This is a genomic window from Streptomyces sp. NBC_00727 (genome assembly GCF_045161745.1).
Classification (GTDB): domain Bacteria; phylum Actinomycetota; class Actinomycetes; order Streptomycetales; family Streptomycetaceae; genus Streptomyces.
This window is the reverse complement of the sequence record NZ_CP108981.1, coordinates 626,248-648,218: the sequence shown is the minus strand read 5'-3', so window position 1 is coordinate 648,218 and position 21,971 is coordinate 626,248. Positions and strand designations below refer to the sequence as shown.

Annotated in this window: 8 protein-coding genes; 4 read left to right on the top strand and 4 right to left on the bottom strand. The window is 73.5% G+C overall.

The annotated features are described in order from the left end of the window. Window positions 1-13: 13 nt before the first annotated feature. The 4 genes from OG242_RS02775 to OG242_RS02760 are packed head-to-tail and all read right to left on the bottom strand — an operon-like array spanning window position 14 to window position 17,081. Window positions 14-3,154, bottom strand: coding sequence for a non-ribosomal peptide synthetase (locus tag OG242_RS02775; protein ID WP_405896620.1), 3,141 nt, complete (start codon window positions 3,152-3,154; stop codon window positions 14-16). Then, window positions 3,151-9,567 carry a beta-ketoacyl synthase N-terminal-like domain-containing protein gene (locus OG242_RS02770; RefSeq protein ID WP_405896619.1) on the bottom strand — a complete coding sequence of 2,139 codons (6,417 nt, stop codon included), beginning with the start codon at window positions 9,565-9,567 and terminating at the stop codon, window positions 3,151-3,153. The genes OG242_RS02775 and OG242_RS02770 overlap by 4 nt, the downstream gene beginning before the upstream one ends. After that, complete coding sequence (locus OG242_RS02765; RefSeq protein ID WP_405896618.1) at window positions 9,560-15,292, bottom strand: amino acid adenylation domain-containing protein; 5,733 nt, start codon at window positions 15,290-15,292, stop codon at window positions 9,560-9,562. Before OG242_RS02765 ends, OG242_RS02770 begins: the two co-directional genes overlap by 8 nt. Beyond that, window positions 15,279-17,081 carry a carbamoyltransferase gene (locus OG242_RS02760; RefSeq protein WP_405896617.1) on the bottom strand — a complete coding sequence of 601 codons (1,803 nt, stop codon included), beginning with the start codon at window positions 17,079-17,081 and terminating at the stop codon, window positions 15,279-15,281. Before OG242_RS02760 ends, OG242_RS02765 begins: the two co-directional genes overlap by 14 nt. 619 nt (window positions 17,082-17,700) lie before the next feature. On the opposite strand from OG242_RS02760, the gene OG242_RS02755 reads away from it, so the two are divergent. From OG242_RS02755 to OG242_RS02740, 4 genes are read left to right on the top strand one after another with little or no spacing between them, the layout of a single operon-like run. After that, a complete protein-coding gene (locus OG242_RS02755) occupies window positions 17,701-18,930 on the top strand; it encodes a cytochrome P450 (RefSeq protein WP_405896616.1) in 1,230 nt (409 codons plus the stop codon). Window positions 18,931-18,940: 10 nt separating this feature from the next. Then, on the top strand, window positions 18,941-19,327 hold the full coding sequence (locus OG242_RS02750) for a hypothetical protein (RefSeq protein WP_405896615.1): 387 nt from the start codon (window positions 18,941-18,943) through the stop codon (window positions 19,325-19,327). 35 nt (window positions 19,328-19,362) lie between these two features. After that, on the top strand, window positions 19,363-20,544 hold the full coding sequence (locus OG242_RS02745) for a cytochrome P450 (RefSeq protein WP_405896614.1): 1,182 nt from the start codon (window positions 19,363-19,365) through the stop codon (window positions 20,542-20,544). Further along, window positions 20,541-21,914: a condensation domain-containing protein gene (locus OG242_RS02740; RefSeq protein WP_405896613.1), complete on the top strand. Its 1,374-nt coding sequence runs from the start codon at window positions 20,541-20,543 to the stop codon at window positions 21,912-21,914. Before OG242_RS02745 ends, OG242_RS02740 begins: the two co-directional genes overlap by 4 nt. Window positions 21,915-21,971: the final 57 nt, after the last annotated feature.

Genomic DNA, 21,971 nt, shown 5'->3' with positions numbered 1-21,971 from the left:
TCTCGTCATCCGGTCAGTCGTCCGTGGCGGGCACATCGGTCAGGGGGCGTGCGAAGGCGGCGAGTTCGCGCAGGGTCGGGTGCTCGAAGACGTCCTGGACGGCCACCGGTCGCCCGGCCAGCACGGTGAGCCGGGTCGCCAGCTGCATCGCCGCCAGCGAATGGCCGCCGAGCTCAAAGAAGTCGTCCTCCGCGGAGAGCAGGTCGAAGAAGTCGTCCTCGGCGGTCACCTCGGCGCGGTCCAGGACCTCCCGCCAGACCTTGGCGACCTCCGCCTCGAACGCCTCGGTGAGCGGCGCGAATCCCGCCCTCACCGGGCGCGGCTCGGGCAGCAGAGACCACTGCACCTTGCCGCGGGCGCTGCGCGGGATCGCCTCGACCAGCTCCACCACCGAGGGCACCGAGCCCCGGGGCAGCCGCGCGCGCAGGTGGTCGCGCAGCTCGGTGCCCGTGGCGCCGGGTGCGACCGTGTACGCAACGAGCCTGGCCCGGGTGCCCTCGCCGTGCGGGGTGGCGACCGCGTCGAGTACGGCGGGGTGGCCGCTCAGCACCGTCTCGACCTCGACCAGGTCGACGCGCATGCCGCGGACCTTGGCCTGCCGGTCGGCGCGGGCCAGCCAGTGCAGCCGGCCGTCCGGCGTGTACCGGCCGAGGTCGCCGGTGCGGTGCAGCCGCTCGCCGTCCGCGATGCCCGGGTGGTGCACGAACCGCTCGGCGGTGGCCTCGGGGTCGCCGAGGTATTCGGCCGTCAGGTGTGGCCCCGACAGGTGGATCTCGCCGGTGAAGCACGGCGGCAGCAGTTGCCCCGCCGGTCCGAGCACCCAGGCGCCGACGCCCGGCAGCGGGTGTCCGATCGGCATCGTCGTGGCGCGCACCCGGTCCGGGCCGGTGCGGCCGGAGACGCTCACCATGGTGGCCTCGCTGGGCCCGTAGTCGTTGTGCGGCACGCAGCCCAGGACGCGTACCGCCAGCTCCGCGACCGAGCGGGGCAGCGCCTCGCCGCAGCAGCGGACGGTTCGCAGCGCCGGCCGGACGCCCTGCCGGTCCAGCTGCAGCGCGACGGCCTCGAGGACGCCGGGCACCGCCGCGAGGAGGGTGTCGGCGCGGCCTTCGGCCAGGACCGACGCCACCGCGTCCACGGGGTTGTCCTCCACGCCGTCGGGGATCACCAGCTCGGCGCCGGCCGCGAGCGTGGTGAAGACGTCCCGCATGCCCGGGTCGAAGCTCGGCGGCGGCACCTGCACCACCACTCGGTCGCGGTCCAGTTCGGCCGCGCCGCGTAGCACATGGCCGGCGAACGCGCCCATCGACGCCGCGACGGTGCGGGGCCGGCCCGTCGAGCCGGAGGTGCTGACGACGTAGGCCGTGGCGTCCGGGCCGGCCGCCCACTGCGGCGGCACCTCGGCGGCGCCGCCGGTCGCGACCCAGCGCAACCCAGGGGCGCGCGGCGGCTCGCCGGGGCCGAGTACACCGGTGGTCACCTTCAGCTCGTCGAGCAGGTCCGCGGCGCGTGGTGGGAGCGGCCCCGGCTCCAGGACGAGGACGGCCGCCCCCGCCCGCCACGCGGCGACCACGGCGAGCACCGTGTCGGCCCGCGCCGCGCAGGCCACTGCCACCACCTCGCCGGGCTCCGTGCCCGCCTCGCGCAGTGCCGCCGCGACCGCTCCCGAGCCGGACCACAGCTCGGCGTAGCTGATCCGGCGCCCGGCCGCGGTGACGGCGGTCCGCCCACCGTCCTGCCGTGACCAGCGCTCCAGCGCCGCCAGCAGGTCGGGCGCGCCGTCGGCCGGCAGGGCCGGGCCCACAGACCTGGTCGCGATCTCGGCCTGTCGTTCGCCGTCCAGCAGCGGCAGCTGCCACAGCCGGGCCTGCGGGTCGCGGACCAGTAGCCCCAGCACGTGCAGGTACGTCCGCCAGATCTCCCGGACGGTCTCCTCCTCGAACAGGTCCACCGCATAGGTGACCAGACCGACCAGGCCCTCGGCGTCGGGCACCAGCATCACGTTGAGGTCGAACTTCGCCGCCGAGGTGGTGTCCCACCGGCGTCGCACCGCCAGGTCACCGAAGACCACCGGCGGGATCGGCACGTTCATCAGCTGGAAGGCGACCTGCGCCAGCGGGTTCCTGGACCGGTCGCCCGACGGGCTCAGCTCCTGCGCGAGCTGGTCGTACGTGACGTACTCGGCCGCGTAAGCCGCGAGCGTCCCCTCCTTGGCCTGCTCGACCACCTGGGCGAGCGTCGGATCGCCCTCCAGCTCGAAGCGCAGCGGCAAGGTGCCGACGAAGAAGCCGACCGTGCGCGCCACGCGCGGGTCCGCCCGGCCGGAGGACTGCGTGGCGACGACCACCTCCGTCCGCCGGTCGTAGTGCGCGAGGTCCGCCGCGAATCCGGCCGCCAGCAACATGAACAGGCTGTTACCCGTGCTCCTGGCGGCCTCCCGCAGGGCGCCGGCCAGCTCGGCCGGGAGCTCCAGCTCCAGCGTCCGACCCCGGAAAGAGGGCACCGGCGGACGGGCGATGTCGGTCCGCAGCGAGTTGTCCGGCTCGGCCCCGCGCAGCCTCTCCAGCCAGCGGTTCAGCTCGGCGCGCGCCTCGGGTGTGCGCTGCCGTGCGGTCTGGAGCGCGGCGTACTCGCGGTAGGGCAGCCCGGCCGGTTCCGGTGCCGGGCCTGGGCCGAGCCGCCGGGTGTAGAGCCGTCCGAGGTCCTCCCACAGCACGCCCAGCGACCATCCGTCCGCCAGGATGTGGTGGATGAAAAGGGTCAGCGTGTGCTCGGCGGACCCGGTACGACACAGCAGGACCCGGAAGAGCGGCCCCGCCGACAGGTCCATCGGCTCCTGCCGCACCGCGGCGCACCGCTCCAGGGCGGCCTGCCTGGGGTCCGGCTCGCCGCTCAGGTCGGCGTGCTCGAAGCGGGGGACGACCCGGGCGGCGACCCGCAGCGCCAGCTCGTCCCCTTCCTCGGCGAAGGTGGTCCGCAGCGCCTCGTGCCGGGCGGCCAGGTCGCCGACAGCCCGCCGCAGGACCGGCACCTCAAGGGCGCCGGTCAGGTCCAGCGAACTCTCGATGTGATACGACCAGTTGTCCGGGTAGAGCCGGTCCAGCAGCCACAGCCGCTGCTGCGCCGGGGCGGCGGGACCGGTGATCACGGTCATTCGCCCGCCTCGGCGGCGGCCGTCAGCCTGCGGTCGATCAGCTCGGCCAGTTCGCGCACGCTCAGCCCGCCGAGGATGTCGGCGGGGGCGACCCGGACGCCGAAGGCGTTCCTGATCCGGGCTACCAACTGTGTGGCGTAGAGCGAGTCGCCGCCCAGGTCGAGGAAGTGGTCGTCGCGCCCGATCTGCTCGATGCTCAGCAGGCCGCCCCACAGCGACCCCAGCCGCTCCTCGGTGTCGCCCTCCAACGGAATGAGCGGGTAGGGCAGTTCGGGTCGTGAGTGGACGCAGGAGCCGGTCCCGCCGCCTTGGAGGACGTGGCCGGCCACGACGAACTGGTCGCCGGTGGCGGCCGGCACCCGACGGCTGACCAGCATGTGCGCGGGGCCGGCGCCCAGCGCGTCGCGAAAAGCCAGGACGCCCCGCCGCGCGGTGATGCCCTCGGCACCCGCCGCTTCACCGGCATCGGAACCGCGGCCGCTCACCGGCTCGTTGCCACCTGCCCGGATCACGACGACCTTGCCGATGTGGTGGGCGCGGGACATGAACGAGAAGGCGTCGTCGGCCTCATCCACCCCGAAGGTCCGCACCGGCAGGGGGGTGATCACCCCCTGCCGGAGCAGTTCGGTCACCGAGCGCCAGGCCCGCTCCCACGCGTCCCCGTCGATCTCCGGGTTGTACGCGCTGAAGGTACGCCCCGAGGCGAACAGCCCGAGGTCCAGCGAGGTGTGGGCGAGGATGTCGCGGCGGCCGATCTCGACGAACCGGCCCCGGGGGCGCAGTGTGCGCATACCCGCTGGGATGAACTCCCCGGCCAGCGAGTTGAGTACCACGTCGATGCCGCCCGCGGCCAGGGTCTCCGCCTCGAAGTCCAGCGAGCGGGAGTCCATCACCAGGGTGGCCCCCAGGCCCTTGACCACGTTCCGCTTCGTCTCGTTGCCGGCGGTGGCGAACACCTCGGCGCCGCGGTGGGCGGCGATCTGCATGGCCGCCAGGCCCACCCCGCCGGCCGCCGCGTGCACCAGGACCCGCTCGCCGCGCGCCAGCGCGCCGACGTTGACCAGGCAGTCGTAGGCGGTGGTGAATGCGACCGGGATGGAAGCCGCCTGACCGAAGGTCATCCCGGCCGGGATCCGACAGGCGAGCGCGTCCCGGACCACGACGTAGTCGGAGAAGCAGGACGCGCCGATCGCCATCACCGCGTCGCCGACCCGGAAGCGGATCACGCCCTCGCCAACGGCGGTCACGACGCCGGCGCACTCCAGACCGAAGCGGTGGTCCGGGCCGGGGGCCTCCAGGGCCCCCGCGGCGATCAGGACCTCCTTGAAGTTCAGGCCCGTCGCCCTGACCTCGACCTCGATCTCGCCGGCGGCGGGCTCGTGCCGCTCGGCGGGCACCATGCGCAGGGCGCCCAGGTCGCCCGCCTCGGTGGAGACCAGGCTGCGGTTGGCCGCCGCGGCGGGTTCCGCGTCCGCGCCGGCGCCGAGGTCCGCCGCGACCCGGTCGGGGTCCACCTCGCGCAGCGAATACCCGAGGATGTCGAGAACCGGCTGCCCGGACCCGTTCTCGATGCGTACGTCGAAGCGCAGCGAGCCGCTCTCGCCGGACTCCCGGTGCGTGATACGGCTGACGATCCGGGCCGGCATCGGGGCGTGCACGGTGATCCGCTCGTAGGACATCGGCAGGTGGACGCGGTCGCTGACGCCGGACACCAGCGCGCCGGCAGCCGTGTCCAGCAGAGCCGGGTGGACCCCGTAGCGGCCCAGGTCGTCGGTGAACCGCGAGGGGAGCCGGCAGTCGAGCAGCAGCTCGTCCGCGCCGCTCCGCCAGATCCGCTCGATGTTGTCCCAGCGCGGGCCGAAGGTGATCAGGTCCGAGCCCGGCAGGCTGCCCGGCTCGCCGCTGCCCGCCGGGATCTCCAGCCGCTCCTTCGGCTCGGCGACCGGAGCGCCGGGCTCGATCCGGCCGACGGCCTGGCGGTACCACTGCTTGTCCGGACCGAGACCGCAGACGGTGACCGCCATCTCGTCGTCGCCGGCGGACCCGTCCACGCGCACGGTGAAGGCGAGCGCGGGGCCGGGGGCGCTGAGCGGCCGCAGCAGGTCCAGCTCGGTGATGTCGAAGCCGGTGGTGCCCAGATGCGCTTCGGCGGCGGACCTGACGAACTCGACGACGGCGGTGCCGGGCACCAGGGACCGGCCGGCCACCCGGTGTTCGTCCAGGATCCAGTCGGTGCCCTGGCGCAGCTCGCCGCGGAAGACGCCGTACCCCTGCCCTTCGGCGCGCGCGGAGAACACCGGGTGCTCGAAGGGACGCCAGTCCTCGCCGTCCGCCTCGGTGGCGGCCGTGGTGCGTGAGCGCGTCGCCTCCTTGACCGCCATGCCGCCCTCGGTCCAGGCGTCGAAGCCCAGCGAGACCGTGCGGCGCCCGGCCGCGGTGCGCCACTGCGCGAAGGCGTCGAGGAAGGCGTTGGCGCTGCAGTAGTCGGTGTGGCCGAGGCCGCCGACCACTGCGGACATCGAGGAGCAGTAGGCCGTCCACGCGGTCGTGGCGTCGGCGACCACCTCGTCCAGCACCAGGGCGCCGTCCACCTTCGGCGACATCACCTGGCGGACGTGCTCGTCGTCCAGCACCGCCGCCAGCCGCCCGCTGGGCACACCGGCGGCGTGCACCACGCCGTGGAAGGGCCCGTAGCGCTCGCGCACCTCACGCATCGCCTCACGATCGGCGGCGTCGGCCCGCACGCAGTGCACCGCCGCGCCCGCGCGGCGCAGCCGGAGCAGGGCCGCGGCCCTCTCCCGCCACTCCGGCGAGGTGGCCGGGTCCTCGGCGACGCGCTCCCACGTGTCCTCGGCGGGCCATGCCGAACGGTGCGTCAGCACCAGCGTGACGCCGTCCGACTCCGCCGCGTCCTCGGCCAGGGCCAGGCCGATTGCGCCCAGGCCGCCGGTGATCAGATAGCTGCCACCGTCCCGCCACGGCCGCCCCGCGGTCAGCGCGGGCAGCGGCTCATGGGCCAGCAGCCGGCGTATCCCGGCCCGGTGCGCGACGGTGCGGGCCGTCACGGGCCTGCCCAGCTCGGCCAGCACCAGCGCGGCAGCGGCCTTCGGCTCCAAACCTGCCGACAGGTCCAGCTCGGCCAGGCGCACCGTCGGGTACTCCTGCGGCAGCACCCGGCAGGGGCCGGTCAGCAGGGCCATCACCGGGTCGATCGGATCGCCCGCCGCCACCTGGTGTCGGTCGGTGGTCACGACCAGGACGTCCAGACCGCGCTCGCCGCGGTGGGCGGCGACGCCGCGCACCGCGGTGACGAGCGGCCAGAACCCCTGCTCCAGCGCGTCGGTGACGCGCCCGGCGAGCGGGCCCTCCCCTGCGCCCCGGTCGGGGAGCCCGGCGAAGAGCACCGTGTCGATGCCGGACTCACCCGCGGCGAGGAGTTCGTGCAGCATCCGCAGGTCGTCGTGGTCGCCCGGGCGGACGACCAGCCGGGAACCGGCCGGGTCCAGTTCGGGACGGTCCCCGGGCAGCAGCGGCACGACGTGGTGCCCGGCCGCCTCCAGCGCCGCCGCCAGCGCGTCGGCGGCGGCGGAGACCGCGGGCCGCGGCAGCAGCACGCGCCGGGGCCCGGCCGGCGCCGGCGCGGCCTCGGGCGGCGACGCGACCGTCCAGCGCGGCACCTGGAGCCAGCCCGTGAGCCGGGACGAGCGCCGCAGGTCCGGCAGTTCGACGGGGGAGTGGTCCCGCGTGACGTCGATCCAGTGCTCGGAACGCTCGAACGGGTAGCCGGGCAGCGACACCTGGTGTGGCTCCAGGCCGGCGAACTGCCGGTCCCAGTCGATCCGCCCGCCCTGCACCCAGACGGCGCCGAGCAGCTCCGCGGTGGTCTTCGGCGCCCACTCGTTCCGCATCCACGGAGTGACCGGGCGGCTCTCCGCCGCGCCGCCGGAGTTCTCGAACATGCGGGTGAGCGCCCGGCTCGGTCCGGCCTCGACCACGGTGACGGGGCCGTCCTCCAGCACCGTGCGCGCCGCGTCGCGGAACCGCACCGGCTGGAGCATGTGGCGGACCCAGTACTCGGGGTCGGCCATCTCGTCAGGCCCGAGCTCGCGGCCGGTGACGGTCGAGACGATCCGCATCGACGCCTTGCCGAACCGCACCTGCGCCAGCAGCGCCCGGTACTCCGCCACGATGCCCACCATCAGCCGCGAGTGCGCGGCGTTGGAAGTGCCGAGCGGGGTGTGCCGCAGGTCCGTCTCCTCCAAGTGTGCCTGGAAGGCGTCGATCGTCTCGGTCGCCCCGGACACCACGCACTGCCCCACGGCGTTGACACACGCGATGTCCAGGTCGGCGGGCAGAATCGCGCGCAGCTCGTCCTCGTCCATGCCGACGGCCAGCATCGCGCCGTCCGGCGTCTCCTCCTGCATCAGGCGCCCGCGGGCGGACACCAGCCGCAGTGCGTCGGACGTGCTGAGCACCCCCGCCACGCAGGCGACGGCATACTCGCCGAGGCTGTGGCCGACCATGGTGTGCGGGACGACGCCCGCGGCGATCAGCGAGGTGGCGAGCGCGTACTGGGAGACGAACATCGCGGGCTGTGCCCACAGCGCGCGGCTCAGCCTGTCCGCGGCGGCCTCCTCGTCGCCCGGCTCGGGGTAGAGCAGCGTGCGGACGTCGAAACCGGCGATGTCCAGGGCGAGTTCGGACAGCTCGTCGACGGTGCGCCGGTAGGCAGCGTCGCCCTCGTACAGCGCGCGGCCCAGGCCCGCGTACTGCCCGCCTTCGCCCGCGAAGGCGAACACCACCGGCAGTTCGGCCTCCGGAGCCACCCCGCTGATCGTCGTCGCGCCCGAGGTCAGCTGGGCCGCGGCCTCCTCGGGGGTGGCGGCGGCGACGAAGGTGCGGTGCCGGAAACGCTTGCGGCCCCGCGCCAGCACGTGGGCGGCGTCCGCCGCCCGTAGCCCGGGGCGCGAGCGCAGCGCCAGGCCGTGGGCGGTGCGCAGCGCGGCCAGCGCGTCGGCTGAGCGAGCCGACAGTACGAACGGCAGGGCCCGTGCTTTCTGCTCGTCCCCGGAGTCCCGCGGTACGGGCAGGACGGCCGGGGCCTGCTCCAGCACCGCGTGCGCGTTGGTGCCGCCGACGCCGAAGGCGCTCACGCCGGCCCGGCGCAGCCCCTCGAACGGCCGGGACTCGGTGGGGATGTAGAACGGCGAACCGGTCAGCTCGATGCCCGGGTTGAGGCTGTTGAAGTTGACCATCGGCGGGATCTCCGCCCGCTCCAGCACCAGCGCCGCCTTGATGATCCCGGCGACGCCCGCGGAGGTGCCCAGATGGCCGATCTGCGCCTTGACCGCACCCAGCGCGCAGCCCGCGGTGTCGTCGGCCGCCGGGCCGAACGCCGAGACCAGCGCGGCCACCTCGATCGGGTCGCCGAGCGCGGTGCCGGTGCCATGGGTTTCCACGAAGCCGACGGTCGCCGGGTCGACGTCGGCGGTCCGCAGCGCCCGGCTGATCACCTCGGCCTGGCCGTCGACGCTCGGCCCGGTGAAGGTCATCTTCTCCGAGCCGTCGTTGTTGATCGCCGAGCCCTTGATGACCGCGATCACCCGGTCGCCCTCGGCTATGGCGTCCGACAGCCGTTTCAACACGACCAGGCCGCCGCCGTTGCCGAACACCGAGCCGTTGGCGTCCGCGTCGAACGGGCGCAGCCGTCCGTCCGGCGAGCAGATCGAGCCCTCCTCGTAGAGGTAGCCGTTGACCTGCGGGGTGTGCAGGTTCACACCGCCCGCGAGGGCGATGTCCGACTCGCCGAGGAACAGGCTCTGGCAGGCTAGATGGACGGCCACCAACGCGGTGGAGCACGCGGTCTGCACGTTCAGGCTCGGCCCGGTCAGGCCCAGCCGGTACGAGATCCGGGTCGCCAGGAAGTCACCGTAGTTGCCGATGTCCGCCTGCAGGCCGCGGATCGAGCCGTCGAGGTGGTCCTCGGGGTCGAACTGCGGCTCGATGTAGCGCAGGTACGCGTGCCGGCCGCCGCCGACGAACACGCCGACGTCACCCGGGTAGCGGGACGGGTCGTAGCCCGCGTCCTCCATCGCGTGCCAGCCGAGTTCGAGCATCAGCCGGTGCTGCGGGTCCATCAGCCGGGACTCGCTGGGGGTGATGCCGAAGAAGTCGGCGTCGAAGTCGCCTGCACCGTCGACCAGGCTGCTCACCCGAATGTAGTCGGGGTTGGCCAGCAACTGCTCGGGTATCCCGGCGGCCCGCAGATCGTCCTCGGTGAAGTGGGTCAGCAGCTCGCGGCCTTCGCGAATGCGCTCCCAGAACGCCTCGGGGCCGGGTGCGCCCGCGAAGTTGCAGGCGATTCCAATGATGGCGACATCTGTGGGCGAGACCTCCGTGTGGTGGTCAGTCATGGCTGTTGCTCTCCCGTCCCCGAGCCGATCGGCTGCGCCGCGCAGCGGCGAGAATCTGGTCCGGAGTGCGCTGGTTGAGCCTCCGGTGGTGGGTGGTGCCTGGAGCGACGGCGGGACCGGTCCGCTCGTTCCGCCCGGAAGCTTCGAGAAACTCGGCGAAGCGGCGGGCTGTCGGGAACCGGAACAGGTCGTGCAGGGCGAACCCGCGGTCGAGGATGCGCAGCAGCCGCAGGTAGAGGGGCAGGACCAGCAGGGACGTCCCGCCCGCGTCGAAGAACGACACGGTGGGGGAGTCGACCGGGCGGCCAAGCACCTGCGCCCAGGCGTCCAGGAGCTGCCGCTCGACGGCGGTCGCGGCCGCCCCACCGGCCGGTGAGGCGCTCGGAGCGGGCAGCGCCGACCGGTCCAGCTTGCCGTTGCGGGTGAGGGGCAGCCGGTCCAGGAACTCGACGTACGAGGGCACGGAGTAACCGGGCAGCTCCGCACGGGCGTGCTCCAGCAGCGCTTCCGCCGTGAGCGGCCCGCCGGCGGCGGCCACCACGTACGCGGCCAGCGCCGGTCCCCCCGCGGGCGCCGGTGCCGCGGTGACCGCGCAGTCGGCGACCAGCGGGTGGCGCAGCAGTACCGAGGCGAGTTCTGCGGGCTCCACGCGGTGGCCGCGGATCTTCATCTGCCCGTCCGTGCGACCCAGGAACTCCAGTTCGCCGTTCGCGCGGCGGACCAGGTCGCCGGTGCGGTAGTGCCGCCCCAGCCCCTTGGCGGGCTCACCGAAGCGGCCCGCGGACGCCGGGTCCTGCCCGGCGGGACCGAGGTAGCCGAGTGCGACGGCGGCACCGCCGACGTGCAGCTCACCTGGTGTGCCGTCCGGCACCGGCCGGCCCAGCGGGTCGAGCAGCAGCACCTCGGCCCCGCTGACCGGCCGCCCGATCGGCGGCCGCTCCGGCCAGGTCGACGGGTCGCCGGCCAGCCGGAAGGCGGTGACGACATGCGTCTCGGTGGGCCCGTACTGGTTCACCACGCTGACGCCCGCGGCCGCGCACAGCCGCCGTATCTCCCCGCTCACCACCAGCGCCTCGCCCGCGGTGATCACCGTCTCCAGCTGCCGCGGCGTGCCGCCGAGCGCCTCGTGGACGGTCGCCAGCTGGTGGAGCACGACAGGCGGGAGGAACGCCGTCTGGATGCCGCTGCGGTTGAAGGTCGCCAGCAGCTCCTGTGGGTCGCGCCGGGTCTCCTCCGGCACCACCACGAGCGTCCCGCCGCCCGCGGCAGCGGTCAGCATCTCCTGCACGGAGACGTCGAAGGACAGCGCGGCGAACTGACTGATCCGGCGGCGTCGCGCGAACTCCGGCTGGGCGATCTGCCAGCCGATCAGATTGGCGACGGCCCGGTGCGGCATCGCGACGGCCTTCGGCTCGCCGGTCGAGCCGGAGGTGAACAGTACGTACGCCTCGTCCTGCGGCTCCGCGCCGTGCCACGAGGACAGATCCGCCGTCCCCCCGGGGCCGTCCGACAGCACCGCCGCGCCGCTGCGGAAGGTCGCCGCGGAGGTGGGCCGGTCGGACAGCAGCACTTCGCCGCCCTGCCAGGCGGTGTCCGCCGCGGGAACGTCGGCCGAGCGGAGCGCGAAGCCGCAGCCGATGCCGCGCACCATCGCCTCCTGCCGCCGGCGCGGCAGCGTCGGGTCGACGGGAACGTACACGCAGCCCGCCGCCCACAGACCCAGCAGGGCGACCAGCGGGTCGTGGCCGCGCCGCAGGAAGCAGGCCACCCTGGTGCCGGGCCTGACCGCGTGCTCCACCAGCCGCTCGCGCAGCCGGGACACCCTGGCGGCCAGCCGCCCGTACGTCATGTCGGTGCCGTTGTGGCTCTGCACCACCTCCGCCGGCGCCCGGCGGACCTGCTGGGCCACCAGCGACAGCAGCGGCTGGACGCGCGCCGCTCCGGCAGCCGGTGCCGCGTCCCGTCGCTGCCGGGCCAGCCGGTCGGCCAGGCCCCGCACGGCCGGCTCGTCCGGGTGGGCGCCGGCCGTGCGGACGAGCTCGACGAACAGCTCGCCGTAGCGCCGCGCCTGCCCGGCGGAGAGCACCGACGTCCGGTAGCCGAGTGTGACGGCCGGGGCCTCGCCGAACGGGTCCTCGTTGACGGTGACCAGCAGCTCGAAGTCGGTCTCCTCGCGATAGCGGATGTCCCGCAGCCGGATGCCGAGCGCGGCCAGGTCGTCGTAGACGTGGAAGTCGGTGTAGTTGAAGGCGGTCGGGCACAGCCGCCCGAGGCCGGCGTCGGTCTGGATTCGCTCGAACGGGTAGCGGCGGTAGGGGTAGGTCCTGGACTCGTTGAGGAAGGATTCGGCGAGCAGCTCCCGCCACGTCTGGTCGCCGCCGCGCACGCGCAACGGCAGCGTGTTGAGGAACAGGCCCAGACCCCGGTCGCCGCCCTCGTCCTCGATCCGCCCGCTGGTGACGACACCGGTCACCACCTCGGGCCGGCCGGTGACCAGGGCCAGCAGCGCGGCGTGCGCGGCGAGGTAGGCGGTCTTGACCGGTACGTCCGACGAGCGGGCGAGCGCCCGTATCCGCTCGCCGTACGCCGCGGGGATCGGCACCGTCACGGTGGCGACGGGCGCCTCGGCGGCGCCGGTGGCATCCTGCCCGCCGGGCAGCCGGGAGGGCTCCGCGTCGCTCAGGTACCGCTGCCAGAAGCCGCGCTGCGCCGCGTCGTTCTCGGCGGCCCGCTCCAGCGCCAGGTAACGGCCCATGAGCCCCTCGGCGGCGCCCGCGGCCGGCCCGTCGGACAACACCGCGGCGTGCGCGGCCAGCAGTTCCGTGATGAGGGAGGCGGCGCTCCAGCCGTCCAGCACGCAGTGGTGTACCGACAGCGAGAGCGTCCAGCGCTGTTCGCCGACCCGGTGGACGAACAGCCTCAGCAGGCCGGGCTCCGTCCAGTCGAAGGGCCGCTCGCGCTCGGCGGCCGCCCAGTCATCCAGCCACCGCTCGCGCTCCTCCTCGGCAACACCGGTGAGGTCGTCGAGGACGAGGTCCGGCGCGGCGGACGGGTATACGACCTGGAGCGGGGTGACCGGCCCGTCCGCTACGAACGCGGTGCGCAGCACCGGGTGGCGGCGCACCACCGAGGCGAACGCCGCACGGAGCGCGGCCTCGTCGAGGGTGCCGTCCAGGGTGTAGCTGAGCACGTCGTGATAGACCCGCTCGCCGTCCAGGACGCTGTGCAGCAGCATGCCCTGCTGGAGCCTGGTCGCCGGGAAGGCGTCCTCAGCCCCGTCCGGCACCCAGCGCACCTCCTCCTCGGCGAGCAGCGCGAACGGCGCTGCGGACGCCCGCGGCCCGGCGTCCATGTCGGTGAGCGCCTCGGCGATCCGGCGCGGTGAACGCAACGCGTAGACGTGGGCCAGCTCCGCGCCCAGGCCCTCGCCGCGCAGCCTGGCCACCAACCGCACCGCGGTGATGGAGTCGCCGCCGAGCTCGAAGAATCCGTCGTCCGGGCCGCAGGCCGGCCGGCCGAGCACCGCGGCGACGGCCTCCCGCACCCGGGTGACGCGATGGTCCTCGGCCTCGTCGGCGGCACCGCCGGACGGCTCGGCGAGCGGGTCGGGCAGCCGGGCGGTGTCCAGCTTGCCGTTGACGGTACGGGGAAGCCCGTCGAGCAGGACGACCGCTGCGGGCACCATGTAACCGGGTAGCCGCCGGGCCGCCAGCGCCCGCAGCTCCTGCGGGTCGTACGGGCCGGGGCCGTCCATCACCAGCGCGGCGGCGAGCACCGGCGGGCGGCCGGGCCGCCGCACCACCCAGGCGCGGGCGCTGCGGACCTGCGGCAGCGCCAGGAAGGCGGCGTCGACCTCGCCGAGCTCGATCCGGTAGCCCCTGATCTTGACCTGCTGGTCGATACGGCCCAGGTACTCCAGCCGCCCGTCCGGCAGCAGCCGCCCCTTGTCACCCGAGCGGTACATCCGCGCGCCGGGAACGGAGGAGAAGGGATCCGCTCCGAACGGGTCGCGGGCACCCTCGGGCACCACGAGGTAGCCGGCCGAGACACCGGGCCCGCCTACGCAGATCTCGCCGGGCACGCCGAAGGGCGCCAGCCGGTCCCGCTCGTCCAGGACGTACAGGGCGGTGTCCGGCAGCGGACGGCCGATCAGCCGCCGGGTGCCGGCGGCGTCGGCGGCGGCGAGCGGGTAGAACGAGCTGTGCACGGTGGTCTCGGTGATGCCGTACATGTTCGACAGCCGGGGCTGCTCGTCGCCGTACCGGTCGAACCAGCGGGCGAGCGAGGCGAAGCTCAGCGCCTCCGCGCACAGCACCAGGTGCCGCAGGCCCGCGAACGCGTGCCCGGCCTGTAGGGACGCCTCACGGAAGCCCTCGAAAGCGGTGGGGGACAGGGTCAGCATGGTCGCCCGCTCGGCTTCGACCAATGCGGTCAGCGCCTCCGGGTCGCGGGTGACGGCCGGTTCCGCGACCACCACCCGGCCGCCGTGCAACAGGGCGCCGTACAGCTCCCACACCGAGGCGTCGAAGGCGAAGCTGTGCGCGTTGACCCACACGTCGCGGTCGGTGAAGCCGAACAGCTCCCGGGTGGTGTCGAAGAGCCGTACGACGTTGGCGTGCCGGACCTCGACGCCCTTGGGCCGGCCGGTGGACCCCGAGGTGAACAGCACGTAGGCGGGGGCGTCCGGGTCGTCGGGCCCGGCGACGGCCGCCACGGTCCCGGGCTCGGGGGTTTCGGTGTCCACCGGTTCGGACGCCACGCCGTCCAGCGGCGGCGCGGTGTCGCCCCGGCGGACCAGCAGGGCGGTCAGCCCGGCCAGGTCGGCGATGCGCTGCTGGCGTCCGGCCGGCTGATCGGAGTCGACCGGTACGTACGCGGCGCCGGTCTTGAGCACCGCGAGCATGGCGATCACCAGCTCGGCCGACCGGGGCAGCCGGATGCCGACCCGGGTGCCGGGTCCGGCCCCGAGCCGGACCAGCCGGGCCGCCAGCGCGTCCGCTGCCGAGTCGAGCACGCGGTAGGTCGTGTCACGGCCGCCGGCGGTCACCGCTATGTGCTCGGGGTGGGCCGCGGCCTGGCGGGCGATCAACCTGTGCAGCGCGGCGCGGCCGTCGGACGGCGCGGTGGCGGCCAGTGCGAGCAGCGCCTGCCGCTCCTGCTCGCCGGGCAGGTCCAGGTCGACGACGGGACGCTCGGCCGCCGCGGCGCCCTGCTCGGCCACCCGCAGTACCTGCTCCGCCAGCCGGCGGACGGTCTCCTCGCAGAACCGGTCGGTGTCGTAGTCGCAGACCAGCGCCTTGCCCTCGCGGTCGGCGAGGAAGGCGATGTCGCAGCCGGACAGCCGGCGGCGCAGGGCTCGCGTGCCCTGCGCATCCACCGGGCCGACCAGCACCCGGGGCCCGTCGCAGGCGTCGTCCACCGTTCCGGCCGGAGGGCTCCCGACGGCGGCGCGGACGTCGCCGAATCCGGTGGACGGGCCCACGTCCACGCCGATGCGGTGCACATGTGCGGCGCCGCCGTCGATCTCGACCCTGCCGATGACTGCGCGCGGGGCCTCCTGGTGGCGGGCGAGCAGCACCGCGACGGCGGCGGCCAGGTCGGTGTCCGGCGGTACGCCGTCCACCCGGACCCGAGCCCTGCGGTACGTGGGCGCGAGCGGTCGTGGAGCGGCGAGCGGGAACGACGAAGCGCCTTCCCCAGGGGCTCCGTCCTCAGCGTGCTGCACGTGTCTCCTCGGCGTGCGACGGGTCGGCGGCGCCGACTCGGCGGATGATCAGGCGGTCCATCACCAGCGCGTCCAGGCCGGCGTCCAGGAAGGTGTCCACCGCCTCCCGGGGGGTGCGGACGATCGGTTGTCCCGCCACGTTGAACGAGGTGTTGAGCAGCACCGGCAGCCCGGTCCTGGTTTCGAAGGCGCGCAGCAGGCCCCAGAAGCGTGGGTTGTCGGTCCGGGAGACGGTCTGCACACGCGCCGAGCCGTCCACGTGGGTGGTGGCCGGCATCCGGACGGCGTGCTCGTCGCGCACATGGGCGACGAAGAGCATCGCGGCGAACATGTGCACGTCCTCGGGGTCCAGCTCGAACAGCCCGGCGGCGGCCTCGGCGGTCACGGCGGGCGCGAACGGGCGGAACGACTCGCGCTTCTTGACCAGGGCGTTGATGCGGTCGCGCATGTCGGCGCGGCGTGGGTCGGCGAGGATGCTGCGGTTGCCCAGGGCACGCGGCCCGAACTCCATCCGGCCCTGGAACCAGCCGACGACCAGCCCTTCGTTCAGCAGCCCGGCCACGGCAGAGGTCAGCTCGGCGTCGTCGGCCGCCTCGGTCACCCGGACCCCGGCAGTGGTGCGGGCGGCCCGCTCGCACTCCTCGGCCCCGTAGCGCGGGCCGAGCAAGGTGCCGGGCTCCGGCTCCGGGCGCTCGCCGGACTGCCAGGCCGCGTACAGCGCGGCGCCGAGCGCCGCCCCGTCGTCCCCGGCCGCGGGCTGGACGTGCACCTCGTCGAACAGGCCGCTGCGCAGGACCACCCCGTTGGCCACGCAGTTCAGGCCGACACCGCCGGAGACGCACAGCCGGTCGAGCCCGGTCTCGGCGCGGACCGCCCGCAGCAGGTGGAGCTGCGCGCGTTCCAGGACCGCCTGGAGGGCGGCGGCGATGTCCATGTACCGCTGCTCCATCGGCGCCCCGGGGGATCTGCGCGGGCCGAGCAGCCGCTCCAGCTCGGCGAGCGCCGGCCGGTAAGTCTCCTTGTCGAGGTCGGTGACGTTCTCCAGCAGGACCGGGACGCGGTAGGTCCCGTCCGCGGCGAGCTCCACCAGACGTTCCAGGACGCGGCGGTGCCGGCTCGCGTCGCCGTGCGGGGCGAGGCCCATCACCTTGTACTCGCCGTCGCCGAAGCGGAATCCCAGGTAGAGGGTGAACAGGCCGTAGAGCAGTCCGAGCGAGTCGTGCGCGCCGATCGCGCGTACGGTCTCGAAGCCGTTGGGGCCCGCGGCCAGCACGGTGGCCGAGTGGCGCTCGCCCAGCCCGTCGGAGACCAGCACCAGGGCGCGGTCGAATCCGCTGGGGAGGTACGCGCCGGCGGCATGGGCCAGGTGGTGCGGCACCGGCAGGAAACGGCCGCCGAGGTCCGTACCGAGCGCCTTCTCCGCGACGGCTCGATTGGCCTCGGGGGCGAGCACCTCGCGGTAGAGATCGTTGTAGTAGCCCTGCTGACCGAGGTAGAAGTCGCGCTCCGGCCCGTAGGAGAAGCAGTGGGCGACCAGGTCGAGGTCGTCGGGGCCGATGCCGGCCTCCGACAGGCAGAAGTGCGCGGCTGCCGCGGGGAAGGCCTCGGAGTGCTTCTGCCCGTCGAACCGCTCTTCGGCCGCTGCCGCGGCCACTCGGCCGCCGACGACCAGGCCGGCCGCTGCGTCGGCCCCCTGGAAGATCGCGTACTCGCTCTCCGTGAGCTCGGAAAGCCGGTCGCGTTTGAACCTGCGGGCCCCGTCGAGTCCGCTGAAACCGAGAACACGCATCCCCGGCAGAATTTGCCCCGCGCTGCTCATCGATAACCCCTCCCCAGGGTCAATGGCTTCCATCCAAACATTGGACACACAGCCAATGGCCGTTGGTGCGAAGAAACTGCCCGCACTGAATCGGCATCATCATTCGGTGGGAGGCGCGGCCAACTGTAGGTCGGCCCCCGGGAAACTGTCAACGATCACAAAATGCGGACGCCGGGGAATCCCAGGCGTCCGTTTTGGGTGCCTCCGATAAGGTTGCGGGGCAGGTAAAAATTCCGGCTCGAAGGTTTTGCGTTCCTTTGGGATTACCGGCCGGGGGTGGGCTGCGACGCCCGCTTATGCCGGTCAAGAGACTGGAACTTCCCTGTGTTGCAGGGCTCTTGGCGGCAAGACGCGTCTTGACAGTGCGGTGGTGACGCGTAAATCTACTGAAGTTCTGACACGGGTCCGGTGCCCTGGCGGCGTTGCTGCGGCACTGAATGACCCGGTATTGCGGAAGCTCTGACATACGGAAGGCCCGGACACTACGGGCCGAGATTTCCCGTCATCCTGTCACCGCAAGGCACGGCTTTTCCCTACCTTCCCGTCGTGTGTGTACGCGACCAGATCGACCGAGTGAGGGCCAGCTGCAATGACCGAATCCGAAATGTCGGCCGGTGAATTCGTCAAGGACGAGCGGTACGACAGGTTCCACAAGCGTGGTGAACCCGTCACCTGGTGGGACTACCAGGGCGGTCGGTGGCTCGTGACCGGTTACGAGGCCGTCTGCGCGGCGGCCAAAGACCCCGAGACCTTCGCGTCACGCCACGAGATGCCCAACGGGGCGAGCCCGTACTCGGGGGTGATGGTGCCGGCCACCCCGGTGCGCGCGGTGCCGATCGAGATCGACCCCCCGCTGCACCAGGAGTACCGCAAGCTGCTCAACTCCCGCTTCTCGCCCACCGCCGTGCGCAAGATGGGGCCCCGCTTCCTGGAGTTCACCACCTGGTGCATCGACAGGTGGATCGAGACCGGCCGTGCCGACCTCTTCCACGGCCTCGCCAAGCTGGTCCCCGCGATGACCACCATGGACCTGCTCGGCCTGCCCGTCGAGGACGCCGAAATATTCGCCGACGCCGTGCACGTTCGCGGCGAGGACCGGTTCACCCTCAACGACGCCTGGTCGCGGCTGCTCAGCAGGACCACCGAGACCATCGTCGCGCGCCGCGCGGACCCCAAGGACGACCTGGTCTCGCACCTGCTCGCCGCCGAGGTCGCGGGCCGGAAGTTCACCGACATGGAACTGGTGGAGATCTGCTTCACCTTCGTCATCGGCGGCATGGCCACCACCGCCCGGCTCGCCCTGGGCGCGCTGTCCTACCTCGGCGCCCACCCCGACCGGCGCGCGGCCATCGTCGAGGACCCCTCCCGGCTCCCCGCCGCGATGGAGGAGTTCCTGCGCTACTACAGCCCGGTGCCCTTCCTGTCGCGCACCGCGACCAAGGATGTCTGCTTCTACGGCAAGGACATCAAGGAGGGCGACCGCGTCGCCATCGGGTACGCCCCCGCCAACCGCGACCCCGAGGTCTTCGACGAGCCGTCGGAGATCATGCTGGACCGCCTGCCGAACCGGCACGTCGCGCTGGGCCAGGGCATCCACTTCTGCATCGGCGGCGGCCTCGGCAAGGCGGAGGCGACCACCATGGTCGAGCAGGTACTCAAGCGCCTCCCCGACTACCGCATCAGCTCCAAGAGCCTGTCCGTCGACGTCGGTCAGCCGAACAACTGGGAGGCCCGGGTCTCCCGCGGCCTGCACATCGAGTTCACCCCGGGCGAGCGGATCGGCGGCACGTCGTCCTTCGACCTCGCGTCCCTCTCCTAGGCGCAGCGACATGAAACTGCTCTCGGCGGAATGGATCGCCGAACGGCTGCGGCTCGGCTCCGCCCTGCCCGCAGCGCCCGGGGCCACCGCCCTCGTCCAGCACGTGGTCGAGGCGGGGCCGGACGGAACGGTCGAGTACTACGACGACATACGGGACGGCCGGCTCGCCGACAGCGCTCTCGGCCGCCACCCCACTCCGCAGGCCGTGATCAATTACCGCTGGCCGGTCGAACTCGCCATGCTGCGCGGTGAACTCGACCCGGTCGGCGGCGTGCTGAGCGGACGCATCCTGATCGACGGGGACATGAACAGCCTGCTGCCCCTGGTGCCGGTGCTGCAGACCTCGGCCGCCATCGACGTCCAGCGCGCCCTTGACGGCCTTCTCGACCCGTCGTGACGCCACCGCACCGACCACAGGATGGAGAGCCCGTCGTGGACACACGACCGTCCGTGACCTTCCCCATGCCGAGGAGCAACCCCTTCGACCCGCCGCCCGGCTACACCGCCCTGCAGGGCCAGGAGCCGCTGACGCTCGCCCGGATGGCGGTCGGAAAACGGCAGGACGTGTGGCTGGTCACCCGCTACGAGGAGGCGCGGGCGATCCTCGCCGACACCGCACGTTTCAGCTCCGACTCGCGCGACCCCGGCTACCCGCTGGTCCGCGCCTTCAGCCGGATGATCCGGGACGACCCGCCGGAGCACACCCACTTCCGGCAGATGCTCACCTCGGAGTTCCTCGGCCGCCGCATCACAGCGCTGCAGGACGACGTCCAGCGGCTCACCGACGAGCTGCTGGACGGCATCGCCACCCGCGAGCAGCCGGTGGACCTGGTCAAGGCGCTTGCCATGCCGCTGCCGTCGCTGGTCATCTGCCGCCTGCTGGGCGTGCCGTACGACGAGCACGAGTACCTCCAGCAGCGCACCGCGGCCGCGCTCAGCAAGGAGTCCACCTCCCGCCAGATCGACCAGGCCATCGACGACCTGGGCGACTACCTGGAGAAGGTCGTCCGCACCAAGATGGACGCCCCCACCGACGACCTGCTCAGCAGGTTCGTGGTCGGCCAGGTCCGGTCCGGGCAGTGCCGTTACGAGGACGCCGTTGACATTGCCCGACTGCTGCTGGTCGCCGGGCACGTCACCACCGTGAACATGATCGGTCTGGGAGTCCTGACACTGCTTCAGCACCCTGACCAGCTCGATGAATTGCGCCGCGATCCGGCCCTCATCGGCGGCGCGGTGGACGAGCTGCTGCGCTACCTGTCGATCACCGGGGGTGTCGCCCGGGTCGCGACCGAGGACGTCGAGGTCGCCGGCCGGCTCATCCGCGCCGGGCAGGGCGTCCTGGTGCTGCACTCGGTGGCCAACCGCGACCCCCGCGAGTTCCCCGACCCGGACCGCTTCGACATCCACCGCGACGCCCGCCGCCACCTCGCCTTCGGCCACGGCGCACACCTGTGCATCGGGATGCTGCTGGCTCGGATGGAGATGCGCGTCGTGCTGAGCACCCTGCTGCGGCGCTACCCCGGACTGCGTCCCGCGGTCCCGGCGGACGAGATCCCCTTCCGGCACGAGATGCGTATCTACGGCATCCACGAGCTCCCGGTCCTGTGGTGAGCGAGGCCACGGCCGGGACCGCAGCCGGACCCGCCACGTCCCATCCGCTCACCCTGGAGCAGCGGATGGGACTCAGCCGGGACAAGATCCGCCGCTGGCGCCTCACACACAGCTGGCGGATCCGGGGCCCGCTGGACGCGGACCGCCTCCGGGCCGCGCTGGCCCTCGTCGTTGAGCGTCACGACCCGCTGCGGATGCGGCTGGTGCGCACACCGGACGGCATCCGGCAGACCTTCGCACCCGCCACGGCCGCGCACCCCTGGTTCGGCCGCTCCACGGTGACGCCGGACGGACTGGCCGCCGCCGTCGCCGAGGCGGTCGGGCACCGGCTCGACCTGTTCGGCACCGGGCCGCTGCGCGCCGACCTGCTGACGGCCGCGCCGGACGACCACGTACTCGTCCTGACGATCCACCACATGGCGTGGGACGCATGGTCAGCCGGCGTCCTGTGGCGCGACCTGTGGACGGTGTACGCCGCGAACGCCCCGGACCTCGCTCCGCTGCGCACCGGCTACCCGCGGTTCGCCGACGCCCAGGCCGCGCACGGTACGGTGCCGACCCCCGCGCAGCTGGCGCACTGGCGGCAGGTCGTCGGCGAGTCGCCCGGCCCGTGGCCCGCCCCCGGCTCGGCGCCCCCTCCGGTCCGAAGCGAGGACGGTTCGGGCGGCGCCCGGCTCGTCGCCGCCCGCCCCGGCCCCGGCTTCCCGCGCCGCCTCGGCGCGTTCGCCCGCGCAGCCCGCGTCACCGCGGCCAGCGCCACCACGGCGCTGTGCCTGCTCGCCGTCGGCAGGGCGCTGGAGCAGCCCTCGCTGCTGGCCAACTACCAGTACCACGGGCGCGACCGCGAGGAGGAGTGGGACCTGGTCGGCATGTTCTGCCGCCGCTTCCCCGTCCGCGCTGCCCTCGACGAGGGAACCGAACTGGGCGAGTTCGCCCGCCGGGTCCAGCGCGGGCTGACCGAGGGCGCGGCCCGCTCGGCCGCCCCCTTCACACTGCCGGGCCTGCGCCGCCTCCTTGAGGACGAGCAGCCGGCGGACGCGCCCGCCGTGGCGTGGCACCCGGGCCTGTCCCCGATCACCGTCAACGTCGTCCCCGGCCGGATGCGCGGTTCCCCGGCCGGCCGGACACCGGCGCCCGGGCTCACCGTCGAGCCCTACGCCGCCGCCGAGCCGGGCCCCGAACCCGTCGCCCGCTACGCCGGGCAGCTCTGGGTGATCGCCACCACCGACCCCGAACCGGTCTTCTACGCCGACTACGACCGCACGGTCGTTTCCGACACCGCAGTCCAGCAAGTCTCCGGCCACCTGGCCCTGCTCACCTCGGTGGCCGACGCGGCCGCGGCGGCCCGGCGGCTGGGCGACCTCGGCTGAAACGGCGTCCGCTGCCGCCGGTACCATCGGTGACGCAGCGACAACAACGGAATCCAG

What these genes read in the sequence shown, in the direction of transcription:
- OG242_RS02775 (WP_405896620.1), bottom strand. Translation starts at nt 3,154, where the DNA reads ATGACCGTGATCACCGGTCCCGCCGCCCCGGCGCAGCAGCGGCTGTGG.
- OG242_RS02770 (WP_405896619.1), bottom strand. Translation starts at nt 9,567, where the DNA reads ATGACTGACCACCACACGGAGGTCTCGCCCACAGATGTCGCCATCATT.
- OG242_RS02760 (WP_405896617.1), bottom strand. Translation starts at nt 17,081, where the DNA reads ATGCGTGTTCTCGGTTTCAGCGGACTCGACGGGGCCCGCAGGTTCAAA.
- OG242_RS02755 (WP_405896616.1), top strand. Translation starts at nt 17,701, where the DNA reads ATGACCGAATCCGAAATGTCGGCCGGTGAATTCGTCAAGGACGAGCGG.
- OG242_RS02750 (WP_405896615.1), top strand. Translation starts at nt 18,941, where the DNA reads ATGAAACTGCTCTCGGCGGAATGGATCGCCGAACGGCTGCGGCTCGGC.